This window comes from Jannaschia sp. R86511, assembly GCF_042466345.1.
Lineage (GTDB): Bacteria > Actinomycetota > Actinomycetes > Actinomycetales > JBBAYJ01 > Aquipuribacter.
Genome location: NZ_JAXHCD010000001.1, coordinates 2,740,904 through 2,753,251 on the forward strand (window position 1 = coordinate 2,740,904; position 12,348 = coordinate 2,753,251).

At 76.2% G+C, this 12,348-nt stretch carries 9 protein-coding genes; 6 read left to right on the top strand and 3 right to left on the bottom strand.

The window, feature by feature from the left end:
- Window positions 1-68: 68 nt before the first annotated feature.
- The 3 genes from SJY06_RS12895 to SJY06_RS12905 all read left to right on the top strand — a co-directional run bounded on the left by SJY06_RS12895 (window position 69) and on the right by SJY06_RS12905 (window position 2,940).
- Window positions 69-1,685, top strand: coding sequence for a MiaB/RimO family radical SAM methylthiotransferase (locus SJY06_RS12895; RefSeq protein ID WP_380167938.1), 1,617 nt, complete (start codon window positions 69-71; stop codon window positions 1,683-1,685).
- On the top strand, window positions 1,685-2,275 hold the full coding sequence (pgsA, locus tag SJY06_RS12900; RefSeq protein ID WP_380167939.1) for a CDP-diacylglycerol--glycerol-3-phosphate 3-phosphatidyltransferase: 591 nt from the start codon (window positions 1,685-1,687) through the stop codon (window positions 2,273-2,275). Before SJY06_RS12895 ends, pgsA begins: the two co-directional genes overlap by 1 nt.
- Window positions 2,276-2,565: 290 nt before the next feature.
- Window positions 2,566-2,940: a helix-turn-helix domain-containing protein gene (locus tag SJY06_RS12905; RefSeq protein ID WP_380167940.1), complete on the top strand. Its 375-nt coding sequence runs from the start codon at window positions 2,566-2,568 to the stop codon at window positions 2,938-2,940.
- Between the two features lie 81 nt (window positions 2,941-3,021).
- On the opposite strand, the gene SJY06_RS12910 is transcribed toward SJY06_RS12905, so the two are convergent.
- Window positions 3,022-3,894 carry a DNA-formamidopyrimidine glycosylase family protein gene (locus SJY06_RS12910; RefSeq protein WP_380167941.1) on the bottom strand — a complete coding sequence of 291 codons (873 nt, stop codon included), beginning with the start codon at window positions 3,892-3,894 and terminating at the stop codon, window positions 3,022-3,024.
- Window positions 3,894-8,801: a DEAD/DEAH box helicase gene (locus SJY06_RS12915; protein ID WP_380167942.1), complete on the bottom strand. Its 4,908-nt coding sequence runs from the start codon at window positions 8,799-8,801 to the stop codon at window positions 3,894-3,896. Before SJY06_RS12915 ends, SJY06_RS12910 begins: the two co-directional genes overlap by 1 nt.
- Window positions 8,802-8,856: 55 nt before the next feature.
- Here SJY06_RS12915 and SJY06_RS12920 point away from each other — a divergent pair, with 55 nt between their 5' ends.
- From SJY06_RS12920 to SJY06_RS12930, 3 genes are read left to right on the top strand one after another with little or no spacing between them, the layout of a single operon-like run.
- Complete coding sequence (locus SJY06_RS12920) at window positions 8,857-9,108, top strand: DUF3046 domain-containing protein (protein ID WP_380167943.1); 252 nt, start codon at window positions 8,857-8,859, stop codon at window positions 9,106-9,108.
- Window positions 9,105-10,214, top strand: a complete 1,110-nt coding sequence (locus SJY06_RS12925) for an App1 family protein (protein ID WP_380167944.1) — start codon at window positions 9,105-9,107, stop codon at window positions 10,212-10,214. Before SJY06_RS12920 ends, SJY06_RS12925 begins: the two co-directional genes overlap by 4 nt.
- A complete protein-coding gene (locus SJY06_RS12930) occupies window positions 10,211-11,197 on the top strand; it encodes an ABC transporter ATP-binding protein (protein WP_380167945.1) in 987 nt (328 codons plus the stop codon). The genes SJY06_RS12925 and SJY06_RS12930 overlap by 4 nt, the downstream gene beginning before the upstream one ends.
- A gap of 30 nt (window positions 11,198-11,227) precedes the next feature.
- Here SJY06_RS12930 and SJY06_RS12935 read toward each other — a convergent pair whose 3' ends face one another.
- Window positions 11,228-12,271, bottom strand: coding sequence for an ABC transporter substrate-binding protein (locus tag SJY06_RS12935; RefSeq protein ID WP_380167946.1), 1,044 nt, complete (start codon window positions 12,269-12,271; stop codon window positions 11,228-11,230).
- Window positions 12,272-12,348 lie beyond the last annotated feature (77 nt).

Genomic DNA, 12,348 nt, shown 5'->3' on the forward strand with positions numbered 1-12,348 from the left:
AGCCCGTGCGCGGGAGCGCCGGGGCGCGGGCGGACCGACCGCGGCCCCACGGCCCGTACCCTTCTGGTGTGCCTGCCCCCAGCCCGACCCCGACCCGCCGGGTCGCGATCACCAGCCTCGGCTGCGCCCGCAACGACGTGGACTCCGAGGAGCTGGCGGGTCGCCTGCAGGCCAACGGCTGGGAGCTCGTGGCCGACGCCGCCGATGCCGACGTGGCCGTGGTCAACACCTGCGGCTTCGTCGAGCAGGCCAAGAAGGACTCGGTCGACACCCTGCTGGAGGCGGCGGAGCTCAAGGACGGCGGCCACGACGGCGCCAGCCGGACCCGGGCCGTGGTGGCCGTGGGCTGCCTGGCCGAGCGCTACGGCAACGAGCTCGCCGAGTCCCTGCCCGAGGCGGACGCCGTGCTCGGCTTCGACTCCTACGCCGACCTGCACACCCACCTGCAGGGCATCCTCGCCGGCGAGCGCCCGGCCAGCCACACCCCCCGCGACCGCCGGCTCCTGCTGCCGCTGAGCCCCGTGGACCGGCAGGCCGCCCGCGCCGGCACCGCGGTCCCGGGCATGGGTGGTGCCCCGGCCGCCCCGTCGGTGGCACCGACCGGGCCGGGGACCGTGTCGACCGCGCCGGCCCCGGGGCAGGTGGCCGAGCAGGCCGGCCTGGCCGCAGTGGCCCCCGCCTCCGGCCCGCCCGTGGTCCGGGCCCGGCTCGGCACGGCCCCCTGGTCGCCCCTCAAGCTCGCCTCCGGCTGCGACCGGCGGTGCACGTTCTGCGCCATCCCCGCCTTCCGCGGCTCGTTCGTCTCCCGCCGCCCCACCGAGGTGCTGGACGAGGCCCGCTGGCTCGGTGAGCGGGGCGTGCGCGAGGTGTTCCTGGTCAGCGAGAACACGACCAGCTACGGCAAGGACCTGGGCGACCTGGACCTGCTGCAGAACCTGCTGCCGGCCGTGGCCGCCGTCGACTGCGTCGAGCGGGTGCGGGTGTCCTACCTGCAGCCCGCCGAGCTGCGGCCCGGGCTGCTGGAGGCCATCGCCACCACCCCCGGCGTGGCGCCGTACTTCGACCTGTCCTTCCAGCACGCGGCCCCCGCGCTGCTGCGGCGGATGCGCCGCTTCGGCGGCACCGCCGACTTCCTGTCCCTGGTGGAGCGGGTCCGGGCGCTGGCGCCGACGGCCGGCATCCGGTCCAACGTGATCGTCGGGTTCCCGGGCGAGACCGAGGCCGACGTCGAGGAGCTCGTGCAGTTCCTGGCCTCGGCCCGCCTCGACGTCGTGGGCGTGTTCGGCTACTCCGACGAGGACGGCACGGAGGCGGCGGGCTACGACGGCAAGCACGACGCCGACGAGGTCGCCGCCCGGGTGGAGCACGTGACCGCGGTCGTGGACGAGCTGGTCGCCCAGCGGGCCGAGGACCGCATGGACGAGGAGGTCGTCGTGCTGGTCGAGGACCTGCTGGACGAGCAGTCCGCCGCCGAGGTGCTGGCGCTGCTGCCCGGGCCCACCCGGTCCGGTGACGCCGTGGTGGTGTCCGGCCGCGCCGCGCACCAGGGCCCGGACGTGGACGGCAGCACGTCGGTCGTCCTCCCCGGCGGCACCGGCGCCGGGGTCGGCGCGTTCGTGACGGCGCGGGTCGTCGGCTCCGACGGCGCCGACCTGCTGGCCCTGGCGCCCGGGCGGGAGCGCTGATGGACGCCGGCTCCTGGCGGCGCAACGCCAACGTCCCCAACGCGCTGACGTTGCTGCGCATCTTCATGGTGCCCGTGTTCCTGTGGCTGCTGCTGGCCGAGGGCGGGCAGAACGACGGTCTGCGGTGGTGGGCGGCGGGCGTGTTCGCCGGGGCCGCGGCCACCGACCGCCTCGACGGCTACCTGGCCCGGCGCAACGGCACGGTGACCACCTTCGGCATCGTCGCCGACCCGATCGCCGACAAGGCCCTGACCGGGTCGGGCTTCGTGGCCCTGAGCGCGCTCGGGCTGCTGCCGTGGTGGGTGACGGTCCTGGTCCTGGGCCGCGAGATCGGCGTGACCGCGCTGCGGGCCGCCGTCATCCGGCACACCGTGGTGCCGGCGTCCAAGGGCGGCAAGCTCAAGACCGTCCTGCAGACCGTGGCGCTGACCGCCCTGGTGGCCCCGCTGCCGCCCGCGCTGACCGCGATCGGCTACGTGATCATGGCGGCCGCCGTCGTGGTGACCGTGGTGACGGGCGTGCAGTACGCCGTGGCGATCCTGGGCGCAGCCCGCCGGCACCGGGCCGGGGTCGGCCGCGACCAGGCCTGACGGGCCGACCCGGGTCGACGTCGTCCGGCCCGGTCGGGACACCGGCGCGGGTGGGAAGGCCGGCAGGGTGGGAAGGCCGGAGCCGTCCCGGGCGTTGACCCCTGCAGCACGGTCCCTCCGGGTCCGCTCGGGTGGCTTTACGTGATCGCAACCTCCCCGCGAGGTGCCCGGGCCGGGCTCGGGGTACCGTGGAGCGACCATCCGCTGCAGCGGATCCTCCCCGGGGAACGCCGCGGGGTGGACGCACCGCATCGAAGGCCGGCCAGATCCGGTCGGGAAGGGAGGTCGTCATGGTCCTGCTGAGAGAAGAGATCGGCGACGTCCTGCGCGGTGCCCGCCAGCGGCAGGGGCGCACGCTGCGGGACGTCTCCTCCACGGCACGCGTGTCGCTCGGCTACCTGAGCGAGGTCGAGCGTGGTCAGAAGGAGGCCTCGTCGGAGCTGCTGCTCAGCATCTGCGAGGCGCTCGACGTGCCCATGTCAAGCGTGCTGCGCTCCGTCAGCGACCGCGTCGCCGTGTCCGAGTCGCTCGCGGCCCGGCTGAGCGAGCCCGCGGGTGCTCCGGCCCGAGCCGGTCGTGCGCCGGCACGCCCCGTGGACGCGATCCACAAGACCGTCATCCCGGCCCCGGTGGCCTCCGAGGACGACCTCGCCCCCGTCGCCTGACCCGCGCACGTCGCCTGACCCGCGCACGTCCCGAGCGGGCACGTCCCGACAGGGCCGGGCCCGGACCGGGTGCCGTCCCGCTCAGGGGCGGTAGCGCGTCCGGCCGACCGTCCGGGGCAGCAGCTCACGGACGGGCACGGGCTCCGGCGCGGGACCCTGCTGGCAGGACGGGCACCACCAGGCCACGCGCTCGACCCCGGCCCGCCCCGTGTGCGCGGTCAGCACGCGGGTGCCGCAGCGCAGGCAGGCGCGCCGCTCGAACACCCAGTGGTTGCGTCCCTTGCGCAGGTCGCCCGTCGTCGCCTGCACGTAGCGGTCCTTGTTGGCGTCCAGCAGCCGCTGCCCGACGGTGACGACGCGGGCGAGGTCGGTGCCGTGCTCCGCCAGGGCGCCCACCGGGGTGAACGGCGTCACCCCCACCAGGAAGCAGGTCTCGGTCCGGTAGATGTTGCCCAGGCCGGCGATCAGCCGCTGGTCCAGCAGCGCGTCGCCGATCATCCGGTCGGGGTCCTCGGCGAGGCGTCGCACCGCCTCGTCCGGGTCCCAGCCCGGCCCGAGCACGTCGGGGCCCAGGTGGCCGACGACGCTGTCCTCGTCGTCGGTGCGGACCAGGTCGACCACTGGCAGCCGGTAGCCGACGGCCGTGGTGCCGGGCACCCTCAGGACCGCCCGGACCTGCCAGTCGGCGCCGCCGCGCCAGGCCTCGCCGTCGGGGTACAGGTGCCAGGTGCCGTCCATCCGGAAGTGGGTGTGCAGCGTCAGCCCGTCGCCCGGGCCGCCCTCGAACCGGGTCAGCAGGTGCTTGCCCCGCGGCACGACGGCCGCGACGGTGCTGCCGGTCAGGTCCGTCGTGGCCAGCTGAGGCACCCGCAGGTCGAAGCCGACCAGCTCCTTGCCCGCCAGCGCCCGGTCCAGCCGCTTGGCCGCCAGCCAGACGGTGTCGCCCTCCGGCATCAGCCCGCCCGCAGCCCGCGCGGCGTGGCGCGGAACCCCGCGGCCTCCAGCACCTGCGCGACGGTGCCGGAGGCGTCCAGCACCCCGGCGCCGTCGGCCTTGGTCACGGTGACCCGGCCCAGCCGACCGGCCCGGACCGTGTGGGCCAGGGCCTGGGCGGCCGACGTCAGGACGGTCTCGTCCTCGGAGTAGGTCAGCAGGGACCGCGCGCCCCGCTCCACGTACATGGCCAGGTCGCCGTCGACCAGCACGACGAGCGCACCGGCCTTGCGTCCTGCCCGGTGGCCCTCGCGCTCGGGCCACGGCAGCGCCGCGCCGTACGGGTTGGCCGGGTCGGTGGCGGCGAGCACCAGGCCGGGGCCGGCGGGAGGCCGCCCGGTCCCGTCGAGCGGCTCGTCGCCGGGCTCGGGCTCCGCGTCGGGCCCGGCCGCGCCGGCCCGCAGCCGGTCGACGGCGCCGACGGTCGCGAACTGCGCGGCACCCAGGCCCTCGACGAAGTAGCCGCGGCGCACCCGACCCGTCTCCTCCATCGCGGCCAGCACCCGGTAGACCCCGGCGAACCCGCCGACGACCTCCTCGGCCACCACCGAGCCCCGGGTGACCACGCCGTAGCGGTCCAGCAGCACCTCGGCCGTGGCCGCGGCCCTCACCGTCGCGTCGGTCTCGACGTCCGGCACCAGCGACCAGCGCCCCGCGGTGGTGGGGGGACCGGAGCGGGCCGCGGCGCCCAGCAGGCCGCCGGCCCCGGACGGCCGCATCCGCGGCGCGCGCCGGTACCGGGACCGGGGCGCCTTGGCCGGGGTGCGGTGGGTGGCGCCGCCGGACACCAGGGCCCGCAGCGGGGCCAGCGTGTCGTTGGTGACCCGGCCCGACCAGACCAGGTCCCACAGCACCCGGACCAGGTCGGCCTCGGACACCCCGCCGGGCGCGACGGCCGTGGCGAGGCGGTTGAAGAAGAACGCCCCGCCGGAGCCCAGCAGCTCCAGCACCCGGGCGGCGACCTCCGGGTCGGCCTCGCCGGGGGACCCGCTCGCGGCCACCTCGGCCGGGTCGGCGTCGGGGTCGGCGTCGGCGGCCGGTCCGGGCGGGGGCACGGGTGCCGGGGCGAGCCCCGGCACGGGCAGGGTCAGGTGGGCCGTGTGCGCGGCGTGCAGCGACACCCAGCCGTCGCCCCCGGCCAGCGGGCCGTGCCCGACCCAGACGACCTCGCCGGCCGCGGTCAGCTCGTCCAGCAGGGCCGGCTGGTAGTCGGTGACCCGGGCCGGCAGCACCAGGGACTCCAGCGCGCTGGCCGGCACGCGGGCCCCCGCCAGCTGCTCGACGGCGCGCAGCAGCCCGTCCGCGCCCCGCAGGCCGACGGCCCGCCCGGACCCGCCGGGCGCGGTCACCGACTGCCACGACGGCACGAACCGGGCGAGGTCGCGGGCCGTCACCGGCTCGACCTCCTGCCGCAGCGCCGCCAGCGAACGGCGGCGCAGCACGCGCAGCACGCCGGCGTCGCACCAGTCGAGGCCCTCACCGCCGCCACCGACCGACAGCGGCCGGATGGCGCCCGACGTCAGCCGTCCGGCCTGCTCCAGCCGGCGCAGCGCCGTCTCGACGACGGCCACCCCGAGGCCGAAGCGGGTGGCGACCTCGGCGGCGGAGAACGGGCCGTGGGTGCGGGCGTGCCGGCTCACCAGGTCCCCGACGGGGTCCGGCACCGGCACGAGGAAGGCCTCGGGCAGCCCCACGGGCAGGGCGGCGCCCAGCGCGTCCCGGAGCCGGGCGGCGTCCTCGACGGCCGCGACGCAGGCCTGCCCGCCGATGCGCACGTCGACCACGCGCCGTTCGGTCCGCAGCCGCTCGACGTGGGCGCCGGCCTGGTCCGGCTCGACGCAGCGGCGGGCGATCTCGGTCAGGGGCAGCGGGCCCAGCACGCGCAGCAGGTCCGCGACGTCCTCGGCCCCGCGGGCGCGCCGCTCGGGCACGAGCCGCTGCAGCTCCTCCTCGGTCGTGGTGACGGAGTCGGGGTCCAGCAGGTCGCGCAGCGACGCGCCGTCGCCGCGGCCCAGCAGCTCGGCCAACAGCTGCGGGTCCAGCGAGAGCGCCGCCGCCCGGCGCTCGGCCAGGGGGGAGTCGCCCTCGTAGAGGAACTGCGCGACGTAGCCGAACAGCAGCGAGCGGGCGAACGGCGACGGCGAGGCCGTCTCGACCTCCACGACCCGCACCTCGCCGGAGGCGATCTCGCGCATCAGCCCGACCAGGCCGGGGACGTCGAACACGTCCTGCAGGCACTCCCGCACCGTCTCCAGCACGATCGGGAAGGCCGGGTAGCGGCGGGCCACGTCCAGCAGCGACGCGGCGCGCTGGCGCTGCTGCCACAGCGGCTGCCGGCGCCCGGGTGTGCGGCGGGGCAGCAGCAGGGCCCGGGCCGCGCACTCCCGGAACCGGGAGGCGAACAGGGCCGAGCCGCCGATCTCCTGCGTGACCAGGTCCTCGACGTCGTCGGCCTCCAGGACGACGATGTCGGGCACGTCGATGCCGGCGACCTGGGCGGCCCCCGGCCAGGCGGGCCCGTCCCCGGGCGGCGTCTGCCACGGGTCGGGCTCCCGGTCCGCGCCACCGCCGTCGTCGCCCCAGCCGCTCACCTCGACGTCGGGCAGGCGCAGCACGATCCCGTCGTCACCGTGCATGGCCTGCACGTCCACGCCGTGCCGCTCCCGGAACCGCGCGCCCAGCGCCAGCGCCCACGGCGCGTGGACCTGCCCGCCGAAGGGGGAGTGCACGCACACCCGCCAGTCGCCCAGCTCGTCCCGGAAGCGCTCCACGACGATGGTGCGGTCGTCGGGGACGTGCCCGGTGGCCTCCTTCTGCTCGCCGAGGTAGGCGAGCAGGTTGTCGGCGGCCCACTCGTCCAGCCCGGCGGACATGGCCCGGGTGCGGGCCTTGGCCGGGCTGGCGCGGACCAGCTCGCGGACGAACGCGCCGACCGCGTGGCCCAGCTCGGCGGGACGGCCCAGGGCGTCGCCGTGCCAGAACGGCAGCTTGCCGGCCCGGCCCGGGGCCGGGGTGACGAGGACCTGGTCGCGGGTGATGTCCTGGACCTGCCAGGAGCTGGCCCCCAGGGTGATGACGTCGCCCACCCGGGTCTCGTAGACCATCTCCTCGTCGAGCTCGCCCACCCGGCGCCCGGCGCCCTCGGAACCGGCCAGGAACACCCCGAACAGGCCCCGGTCGGGGATGGTGCCGCCGCTGGTCACGGCCAGCCGCTGCGCCCCGGGACGACCGGTGACGGTGTCGGTGACCCGGTCCCAGACCAGCCGTGGCCGCAGCTCGGCGAAGTCCTCGCTGGGGTAGCGGCCGGCCAGCATGTCCAGCGTCGCCTCGAACGGGCCGCGGTGCAGGTCGGCGAACGACGCCGTCCGGCGCACCAGGGCGTACAGGTCGTCGACGGCCCAGTCGTCCATGGCGCACATCGCGACGACCTGCTGGGCCAGGACGTCCAACGGTGACGTCAGCACCCGCAGCGCCTCGATCTGCCCGGCGACCATCCGCTCGACCACCACGGCGGACTGCACGAGGTCGGCCCGGTGCTTGGGGAAGACCACGCCTCGCGACACCGCACCGACCTGGTGCCCGGCGCGGCCGATCCGCTGCAGGCCGGAGGCCACGCTGGGCGGGGACTCCACCTGCACGACCAGGTCGACCGCGCCCATGTCGATGCCCAGCTCGAGGCTGCTGGTGGCGACGACGGCGGGCAGCCTGCCGGTCTTGAGGTCGTCCTCGATCAGGGCGCGCTGCTCCTTGCTGACCGAGCCGTGGTGGGCCCGGGCCAGCACCGGGTCCGCACCGGACGAGGTGCCGGCCTGCGCCATCACCTGGGCGGGCGGGCGCCGCTCGGCGGGCCGCACCGGCGCACCGGCCCCGTCGGCCCCGTCGGACGGGTCGGATCCGTCGGCCTCCGCCGCCGCGGCGTCCTGGCGGTCCTGCCAGGTCTCGTTGAGCTGGGCGGTGAAGCGCTCGGCCAGCCGCCGGGAGTTGGTGAACACCAGGGTGGACGTGTGGGCCGCGACGAGGTCGACGACGCGGGAGTTGACGTGCGGCCAGATGGAGCGGCGCTCCTCCTCGCCGGCGGCGCTGCCGACCACCTCGCCCGTCGGGGTGCCCAGGTCGGACAGGTCGGGCACCGGGACCACGACCGAGACGTCGAACTGCTTGTCCGACGGCGGCTGCACCACCCGGACCGGGCGGCCGCCGGACAGGAACCGGGCCACCTCCTGCACCGGGCGCACGGTGGCCGACAGCCCCACCCGCTGCGCCGGGCGGTCCAGCAGCGCGTCGAGCCGCTCCAGCGTCAGGGCCAGGTGGGCGCCGCGCTTGGTCCCGGCCACGGCGTGTATCTCGTCGAGGATCACCGTCTGCACCCCGAGCAGGGACTCCCGGGCCCGGGAGGTGACGAGCAGGAACAGCGACTCCGGGGTCGTGATCAGGACGTCCGGCGGGCGCAGGGCGAGCGTGCGCCGCTCCTGCGGCGAGGTGTCGCCGGAGCGCACCCCCACCGTCGTGGTCGGCTCGGGCAGCCCCAGCCGCTGGGCGCTGGCGCGGATGCCGGTCAGGGGCGAGCGCAGGTTGCGCTCGACGTCGACCGCCAGCGCCTTGAGCGGGGACACGTACAGCACCCGGCAGCGACGCTGCGGCTCCTCGGGCACCGGCTCGGCCGCCAGCCGGTCCAGCGACCACAGGAACGCGGCCAGCGTCTTGCCGGACCCGGTGGGGGCGACCACGAGCGCGTCCTCGCCGCTGCTCACCGCGTCCCAGGCCCCCACCTGCGCCGGCGTCGGGGCCGGGAACGCCCCGTCGAACCAGTCCCGCGTGGCGGGGGAGAACCGCTGCAGCACCGAGGCGGCGGAGGGGGTACGGCTCACCGGCTCATCATGGTGCCAAGGACCGACATCCGGCCTGTCGTGGTAGACCTCTGGCGTGAGGATCAGCGAGTTCAGGACGCTCACCCACGAGGAGTTCGGGCGTGCCCTGGGGGACACGCTGGTCGCAGACCTGGTGCTGGCGCCGCTGGACGCGACGGCGGCCCAGGCGATCGAGGCCGGGACCGACCCGAGGACGGTCTGGCTCGCGCTGTGCGACGCGATGGACGTGCCGCCGGAGCGGCGGCTGGGGCGCGACCGCCGGCGTCGGGGCCGGCAGGGCTCCGACGGGCAGGCGGCGCGCACGTGAACGCCCCCGCGGACACCCCCGCCGACCAGCTGGCCGCCGCGGCGGAGGACGCCGGCCGCCACATGGCCGCGATCGCCGAGGACGTGGTCAACCGGTTCTCGGTGCGGGTGCTGCGTCGCCGGGGCTGGGTGGCCCGCGTCCAGGTCAACCGCGGCTACGGCGCCACGGTGGACGTGCCGGCCGTGCACCGCCCGGGCTGGGTCCGGGTGTTCGGCCGGGTGCTCATGGCCCGCCCGGAGACGCCCTACCGGGCCTGGGTCAAGCGGCGCGGCTGGCGCAGCTTCCTGACCGCGCAGGTGGAGTACTGCCCCGTGACGGTCGAGGTCGCCGGGCACGCCTACCAGGTGCGGGCCGACCGGGCCGGCCTGGTGGACGCCGTCCTGCAGATCGACCTGCCGGCCGGGCGGCACCCGGTCACCATGACCCCCGCCGGCGGCGAGCCCGGCGTGGGCGAGGTGGTCGTGGTCGGCGCCGACACCGACGCGGGCCTGGTCAGCGACATCGACGACACCGTCATGGTGACGTGGCTGCCCCGGCCGTTCATCGCGGCGTGGAACACGTTCGTCCGGCAGGAGACCGCCCGGGCGGAGGTGCCCGGCATGCAGGAGCTGTACCGGCAGTTCCAGCAGGCGCACCCGGGCGCGTTCGTGCTGTACCTGTCCACGGGCGCGTGGAACACGGCGCCGTTCCTGCGCCGGTTCCTGCGCCGCCACGGCTTCCCGGTGGGCCCGTTGCTGCTCACCGACTGGGGCCCGACCAACACCGGCTGGTTCCGGTCCGGCCGGGAGCACAAGCTGGCCTCGTTGCGCCGGCTGCGGGTGGAGCTGCCGCACCTGCGCTGGCTGCTCGTCGGCGACGACGGCCAGCACGACCCCGACATCTACTCCACGGTCGCCCGCGAGGCGCCGGACCGCATCCGGGCGGTGCTGCTGCGCGAGCTCTCGCCCGCCGAGCAGGTGCTGGCCCGGGGTCTGGCCGTGCCGGACACCGACGAGGGGGCGGGCCCGGTGCCGGTCCTGCACGGCGGCGACGGCCACCGCCTGGCCGAGCGGCTGCGCGCCATCGGCCAGCTGCCCGCCCCCGAGCCGGCGCCGGACCGGGCGTGAGCGGGGCCGCCGGTCCGCTGCTCGAACCGTCGGCGGGGGAGCAGCCGGGTCCCTCGGGGCCCGTCCTGGTGCACGCGCGCGGGCTGCGCAAGGTCTACGGCGGGTTCACGGCCGTAGACGGCATCGACCTGGACGTCCGGCAGGGCGAGTCGTTCGGGATCCTGGGGCCCAACGGAGCGGGCAAGTCCACCACCATGCGGCTGGTGGGCTGCGTCTCGGACCCGACCGAGGGCGAGCTGAGCATCCTGGGGCTGGACCCCCGCCACGACGGGCCCAGCATCCGGGCCCGCCTCGGCGTGGTGCCGCAGAAGGACACCCTGGACGAGGACCTGACGGTCCGGGAGAACGTGGTCGTCTACGGCCGCTACTTCGGCATGAGCCGGGCCGCGGTGCGGGCCAAGGCGGACGAGCTGCTGGAGTTCGTGCAGCTGTCCGACCGCGCGGACTCCGTGGTCGAGCCCCTGTCCGGGGGCATGAAGCGACGGCTGACCATCGCCCGCGCGCTGGTCAACGACCCGGACATCCTGCTGCTCGACGAGCCGACCACGGGCCTGGACCCGCAGGCGCGCCACGTGCTGTGGGACCGGCTGTACCGGCTCAAGCGCGAGGGCGTGACCCTGGTGCTGACCACGCACTACTTGGACGAGGCCGAGCAGCTGTGCGACCGCCTCGTGGTCATGGACGGCGGGCGGTACGTGGCCGAGGGCAGCCCGGCCGACCTGATCCGGGAGCACTCCACCCGCGAGGTCCTCGAGGTGCGCTACCGGACCGACGACCACGAGCCCTACGCCGAGGCGCTGCAGCGGCTGGCGCAGCGCGTGGAGGTGCTGCCGGACCGGGTTCTGCTGTACGTGCAGGACGCGGACGAGACCGCCACGGCCGTGCTGGCGCTGGGCGGGGAGCGGCCGATGTCGCTGCTGCCGCGCCGCTCGACCCTGGAGGACGTGTTCCTGCGCCTGACCGGCCGGACGCTCGTCGACTGACCCGGGTCGACGGGCGTCCGGCCGCCGGGCTCAGCCGGCGTTGGCGACGGCCGCGGACAGCTCCTCGACGTAGGTGTCGAGGCCGTAGGTCAGCGACAGGGCGGTCGGCGGGCTGACCGAGGAGACCAGGGCCTGGCCCTCGATCGACGCGACGGCCCCGGCCTGCACCTGGGGCAGCGTGGCCGCGTAGGGCTTGGCCAGGAACGCCTCGGCCGCCTCGGGGGTGTCGGAGTACGACAGCAGCACGTCGGAGGTCAGGCCGCCGACCAGCTCCGGGCTCAGCGTGTAGAAGAACGTCGACTCGCCCGTGGACAGCTCGCTCACGCTGGGCGCGACCTCCATGCCCAGGTCGGTGAGGAACTCCACGCGCGGGTCGGCCTCCTCGTACACGTAGAACGCGTCGGCGGTGTCGGCCACCGCGGCGACGGTCCGCCCGGCGAGCTCGGGGTTGGCCTCGGCGGCCGCGGCCACCTCGGCGTCGGCGTCGGCGACGACCTGCGCGGCCTCCTCGGGCGCGCCCAGCGCCTCGCCCACGGTCAGCACCACGTCGCGCCACGGCGTCGACCAGGCCTGGTCCGGGTAGGCGACGGTCGGCGCGATCTGGCTCAGCGTCTCGTAGTCCTCGGCCGTGATGCCGGAGTAGACGGCCAGGATGACGTCCGGCTGCTGCGCCGCGACCTGCTCGAACGGGATGCCGTCGGTGTCCGGGATCAGCTCGGGGGTCTCGGCGCCCTGCTCGTCCAGCGCGTCGGCGACCCAGGGCAGCAGGCCGTCCTCGTCGGCGCCGTAGGTGGCCAGCGGGATCGCCACCGGGACGACGCCGAGGGCGATGGCCGCGTCGGTGCTGCCCCAGCCCAGCGTGACGACGCGCTCGGGCGTCTCGTCGATGGTGGTCTCACCGAAGGCGTGCTCGATGGTCACCGGCAGCGTCCCGCCGCCCTCGGCAGCAGCGCTCGCGGGCGCCGCGGCCGGGCTGGCCTCGGAGCCGCTGTCGGCGGAGCCGCAGGCGGCGGCCAGGAGGGCGGTGGCGACGGCACCGGCCAGGAGAGCCGCGCGGCGGGAGGGTGTGGTCACGTTTAGGTCCTTCGGGGCGGAGGAATAAAGCAAGGCGAGCCTAACCATACCCATGGTCCCGGTGTCAGGGCGTCCGG